The organism is Microbacterium sp. CCNWLW41, from assembly GCF_037083505.1.
On the sequence record NZ_JBAOJP010000001.1, the window covers coordinates 332,797 to 346,983 of the forward strand.

Genomic DNA, 14,187 nt, shown 5'->3' on the forward strand with positions numbered 1-14,187 from the left:
GCCGAGGCATCCGCTCTCCGTCGTTCTGGGGGGTCTGCGGTTCAGACCGAGATGCCGCGGTCGGCCATGAAGTAGATCGGGTTGACGGGGTAGCCGTTCCAGTACGTCTCGAAGTGGAGGTGGCAGCCGAACGAGTTGCCGGTGTTGCCCTCGCTCGCGATGAGCTGCCCCGCGCCGACCCATTGGCCGACGCCGACGAAGATGCCGCCCGAGCGGATGTGGGCATAGCCGGTGCCGATGCCGCCGCCGTGGTCGATCTTGATGTAGTTGCCGTAGCCGCCGTTCCAGCCCGCGTAGACGACGCGTCCTGCGGATGCCGCGTAGATGCCGGCCCCGCACCCGGCGGCGAGGTCGACGCCGTAGTGGAATCCGCTGGAGCAGTAGCTGTTGCCGCACTGCACGGTGCGCGGGCCGTATCCGGAGCTGCGCCATCCGGAGGACGGGCGAGCCCATCCGCTTCCGATGACCGCGCCGCCGCCGCCGCCGCCACCACCACCGCCGCCGCCGCCGCCCCCGCCTCCGGCGGCCGCCTGCTCGCGGGCGATGCGCTCGGCCTCGGCGCGCGCGGCTGCGGCCGCGGCGGCGCGGGCTGCTTCCTCCGCCGCCTTGCGCACGCGCTCGCCCTCTTCGTACTGGGCGACCGTCTTGGCGGTGGTGTCCTGGAGGGCGGCCAGCTGCGCCTCGAGCTCGCCGCGCTTGGCGTTCTGTGCGTCGAGGGCGGCCTGAGCCTCGTCGGCGGCCTTCTGGGCTGCCGCCATCTTCTCTTCGGCGATCTTCTGCAGGCGGTCGCGCTCGGTGCGCTGCACGGCGGCCTGGTCGCTGAGGCTCTGTGCCGAATCCCGTGCCGTGACGGCCTGGGCGTACACCGCCTGGTTGCGCTGGACGAGCTTGTCCATCGTGCCCAGGCGCGCGAGCAGATCGTCGGCCGAGGAGGCCGACCCGGCGAAGAAGAGCTCGAGCGACGTGTCGTCGCCGCCGTTGCGGTACAGCTGCGCGGCGACGCGTCCGGCCTTGTTGGTGGCGTCCAGCGCAGCCGCCGCCTGCTCGTCGGCCTGCTGCTGGAGCTGGTCGGCGCGGAGGGCCGCATCGAAGTACTCCTGCTGCGCCACGTAGAACTCGTCGGCCAGCTGCTGCGCGATCTGCCGCTTCGAGGCGACATCGGCCTCGAGCCCGGCGATCAGGTTCTGGATGTTGACGATCTCGGCGGCCTTCGCGGCCTCGTTCGCCCTGGCCGCGGCCACGTCGTCCCACGAGGGGTAGTCGGCGGCGAACGCGGGGCTCACCAGCGGCCCGAGCACTGCGCCGCCTGCGCTGAGCGCGGCGACGCCGAGGATGCCGAGTCCGAGCGCGGTGCGGCGGTTCATCGAGGGCCACAGGCGACGCTGCTCGAGCGTAGTGGGAGCGCAGCCGCAGTCGTCGACGGCATCGTCGGATGAGGCTTTCGCGGTGACTTCGTCGAGCTGCACCGGACCCTCCCCTCGCGGCGTCACTCTTTTCACACTAGCAACATCGGTAACATGCGCAAACCCCCACCTGCGCACGTCCGCCGCCGCTTCGGGCAGCGGTCACTGCGCAAGTCTCCGCCTCCGCCGCACGTTCCACAAGAGCGGCGCGCCCTCGATTCGCGTTTTGCCCGGCGATTACGTATGCTTGGTCCTCGGCAGTGAGCCCCCAAGGTTCACCCGGCCCCATCGTTTAGCGGCCTAGGACGCCGCCCTTTCACGGCGGTAGCACGGGTTCGAATCCCGTTGGGGTCACTACCCACAAAATTCAAAAAGCATGGCCCTGTAGCGCAGTTGGTTAGCGTGCCGCCCTGTCACGGCGGAGGTCGCGGGTTCAAGTCCCGTCAGGGTCGCTCCGAGCGACGGGCCCTTTTCTCGAAGAGGGCCTTTCGTCTAGGACGCGGCAGGTCTTGCAAGAGAAACCACCGTGCGGCTCTGTAGCTCAGTTGGTAGAGCGTTCGACTGAAAATCGAAAGGTCACCGGATCGATGCCGGTCGGAGCCACAAGGGTGATCGTTACAGTCACCCCAGGAACCCTCGCGTAGCTTCTACATCGCGGGGGTTTCGCTTTTCCCGCAGCCGGGCCGACGTCAGGAGCTGCGAGTCGCCCACAGCATCCCTCTTTCGATGATCGTGCGAACGCTGACGTCGCGGAGGACCGACAGGCTGTGGCCGGGAGTCGCGACGAAGACGCGGCCCTGCCCCCACTCGCGCGTCCACACGGCCGGCGAGGTGATGGGGCGCTGCCAGGGGTGATACGGCTGGACGGAGTGCGTGGTCGTGGCCAGCACGTCGTTGAGGTCGTCGCTCAGCACCCAGTACTGCTCGGTGCGAAGGGTGAAGTCCTCCACGCCGGCCATGATCTCGTGCGAGCGCCCGAGCTCGGTGAGATCCACGGTGTAGCAGAGGAAGTTGTCGCGCTCGTCACCTTCGCGCGCATCGGGGTGCTTGGACGGATGGGTGGCGAACTGACCGCCGATCAGCTGCAGGTAGTCGGAGCTGTCGCGATACGAGTCGGCGATGCCGCCGTGCCACCCGGCCAGTCCCGTGCCCCGCTCGACGGCGCCGCGCAGGCCTTTGAGCGCGTCGGCCGAGATCTCGGACATCGTCACGCACTGCACGATCAGGTCGGTGCGGTCCATCTCGTCGCGGTCGGCGTAGACCTCGTTGGACTCCTCGATGCGCACGTCGAACCCCCGCTGCTCGAGGAAGGGCAGGAACATCTCGGTCGCCTCGACGGGTCGGTGACCTTCCCATCCCCCGCGCACGATCAAGGCGCGGCGTCCCTCGCGAGTCGTCGTCATCGACCTCATCCCTCCGCATCGACGGGTGCTACGCCGTCACAATGCCAGCCGACGGAAACGAAACGGATGAAGTTTGCGCAAAATGGTTGCATGACCGATGGCGCACGAGTGACCCTCAGCGCGGTGGCCCAGCGCGCGGGGGTGAGCATCGCCACGGCGTCGCGGGCGCTGCGCGCGCGCGGCGAGATGTCCGCCGATACGCGAGCGAGGGTCTTCCGCGCGGCCGCCGAGCTCGGCTATCCCGGCACCGGCGCAGGGAGGGGCCGACCGCGCCGCGGCACCGCGTTGATGTTCGACCTCGTGCTCGGGCACTTCCACGACCCGTACACCGAGGAGATCACCGCCGGCGCCCGCACCACCGCCTCGTCGCTCGGCTACGACCTCGTCCTGACAGCTGAGCGGGACGACCCGGCCGACGACTGGCCCGAACGCATCCGCTCCCGCGGCTCCGCCGGCGTCGTCACCGGTCTCATCACCCCCACGAGCGCGCAGATCGTCGCGATGCAGCGTGCCGGCATCCCCCTGGTGCTGATGGAGCCGCCGTCCGAGGCGTCGAGGCCCCTGCCGAGCGTCCGCACGACCGACCGGGCAGGAGGCTCGGCGGCCGCCGAGCACCTCATCTCGCGGGGAGCCCGTCGCTTCGTCGTCATCGGCGGCGCCCCCTCCTACCGCTACGGCCGAGCGCGCGTCGAGGGGTTCACCGCCACCCTGGGCGAGCTCGCGCCCCAGGCGCCGTGCGTGCGTACGAGCGCGGACTGGAGCGCGTGGGACGCTCGCCGCGCGTGTGCACGGGCGCTGTCGGAGCTCGGCGGCGAGGGGCCGGTGGGGATCTTCGCCTGCTCGGACGAGATGGCCGCCGGCGCCTATCGGGCCGTCGCCGACAGCAGGCTCACCATCCCCCGCGACGTGCTCGTGGTCGGCTTCGACGATGTTCGAGGCGCACGGTGGCTGCATCCGTCCCTCACGACGATCCGCCAGCCGATCCGCGAGATGGCGGCGACCGCGGTGCGGCTCCTCGCCCGCTCCGCAGCGGGCGAAGAGGTGGCACCCGATGCGATCGTCATGCCGACCGAGCTCGTCGAGCGCGGCTCGACCCGCGCCGCGATCTAGAGATCGGCGCAGCTACGCCGGGCGCACCGGGAAGTACACGGAGTAGCGCTCGTCGACCACCTCGTGCAACGGCACGAACCGGATCGCCTGCGGCTGCCCCACGCTGCGATGGCGCACGAGCCACTGGGTCCACTGCCGCTCGTCGTCGGGGGCGAGCATCGTGGCCGGGTCGCCGGGATCGCCGATGAGCGACACCTCGCGATCGACCAGGCCCGCCAGGACCGTCGGGCCCTCCACGAAGGCGACCGTCGACGGCTCGTCCGGGATCGGAACCGTCCGCACGGCGAAGGGGAACTCCACGGCGATCTCGGTCTCGCCCCCGGGATGATCGATCTCGAGCCACCGGTCGGCATGGCGCCAGGACGCCTCGGTGTGCACGCGGGGCGCGGCCGATATCCACGCCGGCACGCGCAGACGCACCCGGTTCGCGCTCCCCGTGACGGTGACGCGCACGCGCAGCGCGCGCGGACGATGGCGGTCGCCGCCGGGTCCGGCATTGGCGTCGGGGCCGACGTACCGCGCGTCGTCGAGGAGGACGATGTCGATGCGCGCGTCGCGCTCGGGGATTTCGGCTCGGACAGGCACGTACTGCGCCACCGTCACGGCGGCGCCCGGTCCGGCGTACACCGCTGACTGCGCATGACGGGTGTGCGCCTGGACGAGCGTGCCGTGGCAGCACCAGAAGTCCTCGGTGGGGCTGCCCCACTCCTTGCGCGCGCCGCCTTCGAGCGGGAGGAAGTACGCCACCATGCCGGTGCGCGGGTTCTGCTGGGCGAGCAGGCCGTTGTGCAGGTTGGTCTCGATGTAGTCCAGCGCCTCGACGTCTCCGGTCCAGCGGAAGATCACGTCCGCCAGCCGGATCATGTTGTACACCGAGCAGTGCTCCTGGGTCTTCGGCCCCCGACGGGCGGCGAAAGCGAAGGGCGGCGTCCAGATCTCACCCGAGGTCTGGCCGCCGGTGCAGAAGGTGCCGCGCTCGACGACCGCCGACCGCCAGTAGGCGGTAACGACCTCGCGCCACCGCTCGTCGCCGGTGACCTCGTACGCGCGAGCGGCTCCGAGCACCTCGGGAATCGTGGTGTTGGCGTGCATGTTGGTGAGCACGTCCTCTCCGGCCCGAAGCGGGTCGAAGAGGGTGCCGTGCCAGTAGCGGTCGAGCAGGTCCCGGTACCGCTCGTCGCCGGTGGCCTCGAGGAGATCGGCCCAGACCTCCAGCATCCCGCCGGTCTCGACCTCCAGGATCTGCTGGAATCTCCCGGGGTCGAACCCGCGCGCCCACCGTGCGATCGCCCCCGCCGCGCGGTGCGCGATCCCCAGCGCGCGCTCATCACCCACATCGCGCCACACGTCGACCAGTCCCATCAGCGTCTTGTGGATCGCGTACTGGGGCGCCCACGTCTCGCGACCCTCACCCAGTCGCCGCAGGAACGACTCGGGGGTGGCGAACACCCACTCGCCGCCGTTCTCGTCCTGGCACCGCTCCAGCCCCGCCACCACGTTCTCGAGGCGACCGCGCAGCAGCGGGTCGCCCGTGGTGGCGACCTCGCGCGCCGCGGCCGACATCCAGTGCCCGAGGAAGTGCCCGCGCAGGAGCGACCCCGGGGTCTCCCAGCCCCAGTGGCGATCGAGGCCGCGGTCGGCGAGGTCGGCGCGCGACGGATGCAGGTGCCACGCCTGATCGGTGACCCCGGCCTCGAGAAGGTGATTCTGCAGCAGATTCCGCTCGGTCAGTGACGCGACGTACTCGCGGTTGAGGCGTCGGCGGTTCTCGAACGTTCCGGACGTGAGCCGGATTCGGCCGGGCTCGAGGGCGGTGGCGGACGGAGCGGGCGAGCCAGAGGCGTCGGCGGCAGTGCGGGGCGCGGCCGAGCGGTGCGCGGCAGGGTTCGCAGTCACGGTTTCTCCTCGGTGAGATCGATCTCTGACTGTACTCCTCTGCACCTCGACCACCACAATGGTCCGTATGAGCGAACTTCGCGTGGTCCACCTGTCATCCGCCGACGTGTCGCTGGTGGTGGCCCAGCACGGGGACGAGCTGCCGGCGATCGTGCACTGGGGCGCACCCCTGGAGGTATCCGGCGACGACCTGCGCACACTCGCCACCATCGACGATCGGCCCGGATTATCGGCGGATTCCGACGTACCGTACCGACCGAGCGTGCTCCCGGAGCACTCGCGCGGCTGGTTCGGACGACCCGGGCTGAGCGTGCACCGCGGGGGTCGCGCATGGTCTCCGCGCTTCCGCGCCGCGCCGATTCATGTGGCGGGAACCGCGGCCGCCGTCGGCGCGACCTCGCTCGGAGCGGCGGGCATCACCGTCGAGGCGAGCGACGAGTGGGCCGGCATCGCGGTCACCCTGGAGATCGATCTCACTGCTGGCGGCCTGCTGCGCACACGTGTAGGGGTGCGCAACACCGGCACCGGAGCGGGCGAGGTGGACGTCGTCGAAGCGCTGCTCGCACTCCCGGTGCCCCTGCGTGCGAGCGAGATCCTCGACTTCAGCGGCAGATGGGCTCACGAGCGCATTCCGCAGCGTCACCCCGTGGTCCGCGGCACCCACGCGCGGGTCTCGCGCCGCGGCCGCACGGGCCTGGACGCCACCACCGTCGTCGCCCTCGGCGTGCCGGGATTCGCCGCCGACACCGGTGAGACATGGCTCTGTCACGTGGGGTTCAGCGGCGACCACGAGCACGCCGTGGAGCGCACGGACGGCTTCCTGGCGTTCCGCGGCGGCGAACTGCTCCTTCCCGGGGAGGTGCGCCTGAAGGCCGGTGACCAGTACGTGTCCCCGTGGATCTTCGGCGCCTACGGCGACGGGTGGGACGCGGCATCCGCTCGGTTCCACGCCTACCTGCGGGAGCGCAATCGCGCCGGCACGCGTCCGCGACCGGTCACCCTGAACGTGTGGGAGGCGGTGTACTTCGATCAGGATGCCGCAACCCTCACCGAGCTGGCCGAACAGGGCGCCGCCCTCGGCGTCGAACGGTTCGTGCTGGACGACGGCTGGTTCCGCGGGCGACGGGACGACCGCGCCGGCCTCGGCGACTGGGAGCCGGATCCGCACGCGTGGCCGGACGGGCTCCGGCCCCTCGCCGATCGGGTGCGCTCGCTGGGGATGGAGTTCGGGCTGTGGGTCGAGCCCGAGATGATCAACGAGGACTCCGACCTCGCCCGCGCCCATCCCGACTGGATCCTCCGCGCCCGCGACACCCTGCCCGCACGCTACCGCTTCCAGCAGGTGCTGGACCTCACCAATCCCGACGCGTACGCGCACATCCTCGGCCGGCTGGACGCCCTCGTCACCGAGATCGGCGTGAGCTATCTGAAATGGGACCACAACCGCGATCTCGTCGACGCCGGGCATCCGGCCACCGGCGCCCCGGCGGTCCACGAGCAGACTCTGGCGGTGTACCGGCTCCTCGACGAGCTGCGGCACCGGCATCCACAGCTCGAGATCGAGAGCTGCGCGTCGGGCGGAGGGCGGGTCGACCTCGGCATCCTCGAGCGCACCGACCGCATCCATCCCTCCGACAGTCACGACCCCGTCGACCGTTTCCACATCCTCGGCTGGACGGGCCTGCTCGTGCCGCCGGAGATGATGGGATCGCACGTGGCCTCGGCGGTCTCGAGCACCACCGGACGCACCTCCACGCTCGCGTATCGCTGTGCCGTGGCGTTCCTCGGGCACTTCGGCATCGAGTGGGACATCCGCGAGCTGACCGACGACGAGCGGGAGGTGCTCTCGACGTGGATCGCGCGCTGGCGTCGTCACCGCGACCTCATCTCCACCGGACGAGCCGTGTCGGGCTCGAGCGACCTCGCCGCCCCGTCGCTGCGGGGCGTCGTGTCGCCCACCGGCGACGAGGCGATCTACACCGTCGTCACGCCGGCCACCAGCGCCGACGCGATGGCGCACCTGCGTCTTCCCAGGCTGGACCCGAGCCGCCGCTACCGGCTGAGGGCGAGCGCGCCCGAGTCGCTGGGTCCGCCCTGGCAGGTGCCGGCCTGGCTCGACGCGGCGACGCTCGACGGCGACGACGACGCCGCGGCGCCCGTGCTCAGCGGGGCCGCGCTCGGGATCGTGGGGCTCGACTTCCCCGTCTTCCACCCCGAGCGCGCGGCCGTCCTGCACGTCGAGGTGGTCGACTGAAGGGCGTCAGCGCGGCGGTGCCCCGCGCCAGCGCGTGATCGCCTCGGCGACGGCGTGGTCGCCCGCTCCCCGCGCCGCTTCGGCGGCGTGTGCGGATGCCGCGGCGAAGACGTCGTCGAGGCGCACCGACTCACCGGACCGAGCCGAGGCGAGGGCGGCCTCGACCATCGCGAGGCTCCAGATGTTGGCCCGCACTTCGCCGGAGGGGGTCGGGCCGCCGTCCAGCGCGGCGACGAACTCGGCCAGCGCGGCATCGAGCCCTTCGTCCCCGTCCCCGACCGGCACCGTCCGCGGCTCTCCGTCGCGACCCTGGGCGCTCACCCCGGCTTCGCCGTCCCACGTCACCGAGCCGGCGGCGGCGCTCGCGCGCCACGATCCGTTCCACGAGGTCGTCAGGCCGTCGGCGCACCAGCTGCCCGAGTAGGAGAAGCGGGCGCCGTCGTCGAAGCGGAACACCGCTTCTGCCGCCGCGCCCCCGCGGTACCAGCTCCACGGCGGCGAGAACTCGTCGCAGTACACCGTGACGGGGTCGGCGCCGAGCACGTATCGCGCCTGATCGAAGGTGTGGATGGCCATGTCGATGAGGAGGGGCGATTCCATCTCGTCCCGGAATCCGCCGAAGCGCGGGTTCTGGAAGAACAGCGCTGTCAGCTGCGCCGCGCCCCCGGCGGCGGCCACCTCGTCGCGGAAGGCGCGGATGCCGGCGGAGTACCGCCGGGACTGGCTGGTGGCGAGCAGCACACCGGTGAGCTCGCTCACCGCGGCGAGCGCGAGCGCGTCCGACACCGTCGGAGTGACGGGCTTCTCGCTGAGCACCGGGACGCCCTGCCGAAGGGCGGCTTCGCTGACCGCGCGGTGCGCCTCGGGGATGGTGACGTTCAGCAGCATCCCCGGGTGTCCTGCCGCCGCGAAGGCCTCGTCGACCGACGCGACGCACGGGATGTCCCATCCGCGCTCGCCAGCGGCCGCACGTGCGGTCTCTACCGACACGTCCACGATCGCGCTCACGCGGAGGTCGTCGCGGCGGGCGACGGTGTCGAGCCACGCGCGTCCCATCCCGCCGGCGCCGACGACGACGACGTCCCTCATGCGAGCACTCCGCCGTCCCACTCGCGGGGCGTGTCGAACTCGCCGGCGCGGTGCATCGTGAGGCGCGGGACGACGCGGGGGCGCACCTGCCTGGCCCACGCCGCCGCGTTGGCGAGCACCCGCTGGATCTCTGGCTGGTGGTAGACGGGGTACTCCTGGTCGCCGGGCGAGAAGTAGAAGATGCGCCCGTGACCGCGCGAGAACGTCATGCCCGAGCGGAAGACCTCTCCGCCGGTGAACGTGGAGACGAACACCAGCTCGTCGGGGACGGGCACGTCGAAGAACTCGCCGTACATCTCCTGCGAGGGGATCACGATCGGATGCGGGACGCCGACGGCGATCGGATGCGTCGGCGCGACCGTCCACACCAGCTCGCGGTCGTCCGCCTGCCGCCAGCGCAGCGAGCACGTCGTGCCCATGAGGCGGATGAAGATCTTCGAGAAATGGCCCGAGTGCAGCACGACGAGCCCCATCCCGGCGAGGACGTGACGCTGGACGCGCTCGACCACGGCGTCGTCGACCGCGTCGTGGCGCAGATGACCCCACCAGAACAGCACGTCGGTCGCTTCGAGTCGCTCCTCGGTCAGGCCGTGCTCGGGGTCGTCGAGCGTGGCGGTCTCGACGACCGCGTCGTCCGGCAGCAGCCGGCGGAGTCCCGCCGCGATCGTGCCGTGCATGGTGTCGGGGTACAGCCGCTGCGTCGTCTCGTCGTGCTTCTCGTGGTGATTCTCGCCCCACACGAGCACGCGGATCCCTGGGTCCGGTGCTGATGTCGTCCGTCCTGATGTCACTGCGCTGACCTTCCTTCCGTGCCGTCCTCAGCCCACGCGGTCCGGCCCGCCCGGGCGAGGAGGATGCACCGGTCTCCGGACAGACGCACCCGCGCCTCGACGGGCCGATCGGCGGCCGACGGCCCCGCCGAGAGCATCACGACACCGGGGTCGACGGCCAGGCGGCCATCGGCGCCGGTGGCGGCCAGCCGTGCCGCCTCGAGGGTGAAGCGCACGGTGCGCCGCTGCCCGGCAGGCACGTGGATGCGGGCGAACCCGACCAGCTGCACGTCGGGGCGCACCACGGACGACGACGGGAAGGATGCGTAGAGCTGAACGACCTCGATGCAGTCCTCGCCGCCGTTGCCGACGGTCACCGCCACCTCGGCTGCTCCCGTCGTGGGGACGATGAGCGGCGTGGAGAGGTCCTCATAGGCGATCCGACCGGGAGTGAGGCCGAAGCCGAACGGGTACAGCGGGGTGGGGTCGGCCACCGTGATGCCCGCATTGTGCCGGCCCAGAGGCGGCTGCAGGTAGGTGCCGGCGGCGGCGGGCGACCGCGGGATCTGCACCGGCAGCCTTCCGCTCGGGGCCACACGCCCCGAGAGGACCCCGGCGACGGCGGCGGCCCCCTCGGCTCCGGGGAAGAACGCCTGCACGATCATGCCCGCCGCGCCGTAGTCACCGAGGGCGTACGGCCGCCCCGACACGACGACGAGCGCGGTCGGTGTGCCCGTCGCGAGGACCGCCCGCACGAGTTGGTCCTGGCGGCCGGGCAGTCGCAGATCGTCGGCGTCGCATCCCTCGCCAGAGGTGCCGACGCCGAAGAGCCCCGCCACGTCGCCGACGACGAGGATCACCGCATCGCTGTCGCGGGCCAGGTCCACGGCCTGCGCGATCCGGGCGTTCTCGTCGCCCACGATCGCGCACCCGGGCTCGGTGACGACGACGGATGCCTCGAACTCGGCGCGCACCGCCTCGTCGATCGTGGGGATCGCGATGCCGGGGTCGTGTCCGGGGTACTTGGTGAGGACGTGGTTGGGGAAGGCGTAGCAGCCGAGCAGGCTGCGGTACTCGGCGGCGGCCGGGCCGATGAGGCCGATCTGCGCCCCCGGCCGCAGCGGCACCGTGCCGTCGTCCTTGAGCAGGACGATCGATTCCTCGGCCAGCCGCGACGACAGCGCGCGATTGCGGTCGCCGTCCAGGCATACCTGTTCCGCACCGTCCGGGACGATCGCCCCGCCGTCGAGGAGTCCCGCCTCGATCTTGTGGCGCAGGTGCCGGACGGCGGCACGGTCGATGTCACTCTCGTCCACCAGCCCCTCGCGCACCAGACGCGGCAGGGCGGCGTATGCCACCGTCGAGGGCAGCTCGACATCCACGCCCGCCCGGAGGGCCAGCGCACCGGCGGCCGCGGCGTCGGCGGCGACCCGGTGCATCGACACCAGGAACGGCACGGCCCAGTAGTCGGCGACCACCGTGCCGTCGAAACCCCACTCGGTACGCAGCACGCCGTCCAGCAGCTCGCGGTTGGCGGTGCTCGGCATGCCGTCGACGTCGGTGTACGAGGTCATGACGCTGCGGGCCCCGCCCTGCCGGAGCGCCGTTTCGAACGGGGGCAGCACCGTGTCGGCGAATTCGCGCGGGCCCATGCTGACCGGAGCGTGGTTGCGGGCTCCGCGCGAGGCGGCATACCCGGCGAAGTGCTTGAGGGTGGCGATGACGCCGGCGCTCTCGAGCCCCGCGACGTAGGCCGCACCGATCTGACCGACGACGTACGGGTCCTCGCCGAGGGTCTCCTCGACGCGGCCCCAGCGGTAGTCGCGCACGACGTCCAGGACCGGGGCGAGTCCCTGGTGCACGCCGATCGCACGCATGTCCTCGCCGATGGCGCGAGCCATCTCGCGCACCAGATCTTCGTCGAAGCTCGCGGCCCACGCGAGCGGGGTGGGGAAGGCGGTGGCGCCGAACGCGGCGAGACCGGTGAGGCACTCCTCGTGCACCAGCGCCGGAATGCCGAGCCGCTGCTGCGCGATCACCTTCCGCTGCAGCTCGCGCAGCCGGGCCACGCCCTCGGGCACGGTCACCGGCGCCGTGCCGTACACGCGGGTCAGCTGACCCAGGCCGTGGGTGAAGGGGTCACCGGCGTCGGAGGCGTCGGCGTCGCCCTCGAGCTTGGGGGCGAAGGCGTCGGCGGAATCGGTGAGCCACACCGACCCCAGCTGCGCGACCTTCTCTTCCAGAGTCAGTTCGTCGACGAGTGCCTGGGCGCGCTCTCGCGCGCTCAGCGTCGTATCGCGCCACCGACCCTCGTCGACGACGCCTGCGTTCACGCTCATCAGCCCTTGAACGCTCCGTCCATGATCCCGGCGACCATGCGACGGCCGACGAAGAAGAAGACGATCAGCAGCGGCAGGGTGGCCATGAACGACCCGCCCATCGTCAGCGCCAGGTCGATCGTACGGTTGGCCTGCAGCTGCTTCAGCACGATCTGGACCGTGAACAGCTCGGGCGACTTCAGCACGATGAACGGCCACATGAAGTCGTTCCACACCGCCGTGAAGGTGATGAGCCCGAGCACGAACGCCGCCGGACGCACGACGGGGAAGCCGATGCGCCAGAAGATCTGCCAGCTGTTGGCCCCGTCGATGCGCGCGGCCTGCATGAGCTCGTCGTTCAGCGTCGTGGCCATGTGCTGACGCATCCAGAAGATGCCGAAGGCGCTCGCCAGCCCCGGAACGATGATCGCCTGCAGCGTGTCGACCCAGTCGAGCCACGAGATGATCAGGTACTGCGGGATCACACTGAGCTGCGCCGGCACCGTCATGGTGAGCAGCACGATCAGGAACAGTGCGTTGCGGCCAGGGAACTGCAGTTTGGCGAAGGCGAAGCCGGCCAGTGCGCACAGCAGCGAGGCGATCACCGCGATCGACAGCGACACGATCACGCTGTTGAGCAGCGATTGGAAGAACGGCACGGTGTCGAAGACCTTGCCGGCGATTTCGAAGAAGTTGAACCCGGGGTAGAGGCGCGGGGGGATCGAGGTGACCGCCGAGGCCCCCACCGACGCGATGACGAACATGTAGTACAGCGGGAAGACGCTGACGAGCACCGCGATGATGAGCATCAGGTAGACGGGCCACGACACGCGGCCTGCCCGGGCCCCGCGCCCGGGGCGACGCTTCTGCGGACGAGTGAGCGCCTCCTGGCCCGCCTGCGGGACCGCCTGATCGATGACGTCGGACATCAGCGCGCCTTCCGGGTGCGAGTGGTCAGGTAGAAGTTGATGAGCGACACGACGACGACGATGAGGAACAGTGCGACGCCGATCGCCGAGCCGTAGCCGAACTCGAACTGCCCGAAGCCCTGCTCGTAGAGGAACAGCGCGAGGGTCTGGCACTGGCGTCCGCCACCGCAGGTGAGCCCGGACTCGGGTGCCACGAGAAGCGGCTCGGTGAAGATCTGCAGCCCGCCGATCGTCGACATGATGACGGTGAAGATGATGATCGGGCGCAGAGACGGGATGGTGAGGTGGATGAACTGCTGCCATCCGGATGCCCCGTCGACCGAGGCCGCCTCGTACATCTCCCGCGGGAGCGCCTGGAGCCCCGCGAGGTAGAGCAGCGTGTTGTAGCCGAACCAGCGCCACATCACCATCGACGAGATGACGATCCACGACCCGACCTGCGAGGACAGGAAATTGACCGCGGGGATGCCGAAGATGCCGAGCACCCAGTTGATGAGGCCGAAGTTGCGGTCGAAGATCTGGGCGAAGACGAGCGCGGTGGCCGCCACGGAGGTGATGTAGGGCACCAGCAGGGCCATGCGGAAGAAGTTCGCCCACTTGAGCATGGCGTGGTTGAGCAGGTGGGCGAGCCCGAGCGCCAGCAGGAGCTGCGGGATCGTGGAGATGAGGAAGATGCCGAACGTGTTCACGAACGCGTTCCAGAAGCGGGGGTCCTGGAACAGCCGCTCGAAGTTGGCGAGTCCGACGAAGGTCTGCTCGCCGATGGGGTTCCAGTCGAACAGCGCCACGTAGAAGGTGAAGACGAGCGGGAACAGCCCGAAGATCGCGAAGATGACGAAGAACGGCGCGATATAGACGTACGGCGCGATGCGCTCGCCGAAGCTCTGCCGGATGCGCGACGGCGGTCGGTCAGCTCGGCGGGTCTTGCGCACGGAGATGAGGGTGGCGGTTTCGGTCGCGGGAGCGGTGACGGTCATCTTCCTCTGCCTCGGTCGGGACGGTGGCCCGGGCGCGC

10 protein-coding genes and 3 tRNA genes are annotated in these 14,187 nt (G+C 70.7%); 5 read left to right on the forward strand and 8 right to left on the reverse strand.

Going from position 1 to position 14,187, the window contains the following annotated elements:
- Window positions 1-41: 41 nt before the first annotated feature.
- A complete protein-coding gene (locus V6R91_RS01420) occupies window positions 42-1,466 on the reverse strand; it encodes a M23 family metallopeptidase (protein WP_336393813.1) in 1,425 nt (474 codons plus the stop codon).
- 218 nt (window positions 1,467-1,684) lie between these two features.
- On the opposite strand from V6R91_RS01420, the gene V6R91_RS01425 reads away from it, so the two are divergent.
- The 3 genes from V6R91_RS01425 (at window position 1,685) to V6R91_RS01435 (ending at window position 2,006) form a co-directional block, all read left to right on the forward strand.
- Window positions 1,685-1,757, forward strand: a tRNA-Glu gene (locus tag V6R91_RS01425).
- Window positions 1,758-1,781: 24 nt separating this feature from the next.
- Window positions 1,782-1,855, forward strand: a tRNA-Asp gene (locus V6R91_RS01430).
- A gap of 78 nt (window positions 1,856-1,933) precedes the next feature.
- Window positions 1,934-2,006: transfer RNA gene (locus V6R91_RS01435), tRNA-Phe, on the forward strand.
- A gap of 86 nt (window positions 2,007-2,092) precedes the next feature.
- Here V6R91_RS01435 and V6R91_RS01440 read toward each other — a convergent pair.
- The gene (locus tag V6R91_RS01440; protein WP_336393814.1) at window positions 2,093-2,806 is read right to left on the reverse strand and encodes a ThuA domain-containing protein; all 714 of its coding nucleotides are present in this window, start codon (window positions 2,804-2,806) and stop codon (window positions 2,093-2,095) included.
- Between the two features lie 90 nt (window positions 2,807-2,896).
- Between V6R91_RS01440 and V6R91_RS01445 the strand changes: the two genes are divergently transcribed.
- Window positions 2,897-3,916, forward strand: coding sequence for a LacI family DNA-binding transcriptional regulator (locus tag V6R91_RS01445; protein ID WP_336393815.1), 1,020 nt, complete (start codon window positions 2,897-2,899; stop codon window positions 3,914-3,916).
- A 12-nt stretch (window positions 3,917-3,928) separates the two neighbouring features.
- Here V6R91_RS01445 and V6R91_RS01450 read toward each other — a convergent pair whose 3' ends face one another.
- On the reverse strand, window positions 3,929-5,812 hold the full coding sequence (locus V6R91_RS01450) for a beta-L-arabinofuranosidase domain-containing protein (RefSeq protein ID WP_336393816.1): 1,884 nt from the start codon (window positions 5,810-5,812) through the stop codon (window positions 3,929-3,931).
- Window positions 5,813-5,879: 67 nt separating this feature from the next.
- Here V6R91_RS01450 and V6R91_RS01455 point away from each other — a divergent pair, with 67 nt between their 5' ends.
- Window positions 5,880-8,066, forward strand: coding sequence for an alpha-galactosidase (locus V6R91_RS01455; protein WP_336393817.1), 2,187 nt, complete (start codon window positions 5,880-5,882; stop codon window positions 8,064-8,066).
- A gap of 6 nt (window positions 8,067-8,072) precedes the next feature.
- Here the strand turns inward: V6R91_RS01455 and V6R91_RS01460 are convergent, their stop codons facing one another.
- The 5 genes from V6R91_RS01460 to V6R91_RS01480 are packed head-to-tail and all read right to left on the reverse strand — an operon-like array spanning window position 8,073 to window position 14,149.
- The gene (locus V6R91_RS01460; RefSeq protein ID WP_336393818.1) at window positions 8,073-9,155 is read right to left on the reverse strand and encodes a Gfo/Idh/MocA family protein; all 1,083 of its coding nucleotides are present in this window, start codon (window positions 9,153-9,155) and stop codon (window positions 8,073-8,075) included.
- Complete coding sequence (locus tag V6R91_RS01465; protein WP_336395016.1) at window positions 9,152-9,907, reverse strand: ThuA domain-containing protein; 756 nt, start codon at window positions 9,905-9,907, stop codon at window positions 9,152-9,154. The genes V6R91_RS01460 and V6R91_RS01465 overlap by 4 nt, the downstream gene beginning before the upstream one ends.
- A gap of 35 nt (window positions 9,908-9,942) precedes the next feature.
- Window positions 9,943-12,264: a beta-glucosidase family protein gene (locus tag V6R91_RS01470; RefSeq protein ID WP_336393819.1), complete on the reverse strand. Its 2,322-nt coding sequence runs from the start codon at window positions 12,262-12,264 to the stop codon at window positions 9,943-9,945.
- Window positions 12,264-13,172 carry a carbohydrate ABC transporter permease gene (locus V6R91_RS01475; protein ID WP_336393820.1) on the reverse strand — a complete coding sequence of 303 codons (909 nt, stop codon included), beginning with the start codon at window positions 13,170-13,172 and terminating at the stop codon, window positions 12,264-12,266. The genes V6R91_RS01470 and V6R91_RS01475 overlap by 1 nt, the downstream gene beginning before the upstream one ends.
- Complete coding sequence (locus tag V6R91_RS01480; protein ID WP_336393821.1) at window positions 13,172-14,149, reverse strand: carbohydrate ABC transporter permease; 978 nt, start codon at window positions 14,147-14,149, stop codon at window positions 13,172-13,174. The genes V6R91_RS01475 and V6R91_RS01480 overlap by 1 nt, the downstream gene beginning before the upstream one ends.
- Window positions 14,150-14,187 lie beyond the last annotated feature (38 nt).

What these genes read in the sequence shown, in the direction of transcription:
- V6R91_RS01480 (WP_336393821.1), bottom strand. Translation starts at nt 14,149, where the DNA reads ATGACCGTCACCGCTCCCGCGACCGAAACCGCCACCCTCATCTCCGTG.
- V6R91_RS01475 (WP_336393820.1), bottom strand. Translation starts at nt 13,172, where the DNA reads ATGTCCGACGTCATCGATCAGGCGGTCCCGCAGGCGGGCCAGGAGGCG.
- V6R91_RS01445 (WP_336393815.1), top strand. Translation starts at nt 2,897, where the DNA reads ATGACCGATGGCGCACGAGTGACCCTCAGCGCGGTGGCCCAGCGCGCG.
- V6R91_RS01455 (WP_336393817.1), top strand. Translation starts at nt 5,880, where the DNA reads ATGAGCGAACTTCGCGTGGTCCACCTGTCATCCGCCGACGTGTCGCTG.
- V6R91_RS01440 (WP_336393814.1), bottom strand. Translation starts at nt 2,806, where the DNA reads ATGACGACGACTCGCGAGGGACGCCGCGCCTTGATCGTGCGCGGGGGA.
- V6R91_RS01460 (WP_336393818.1), bottom strand. Translation starts at nt 9,155, where the DNA reads ATGAGGGACGTCGTCGTCGTCGGCGCCGGCGGGATGGGACGCGCGTGG.
- V6R91_RS01470 (WP_336393819.1), bottom strand. Translation starts at nt 12,264, where the DNA reads ATGAGCGTGAACGCAGGCGTCGTCGACGAGGGTCGGTGGCGCGATACG.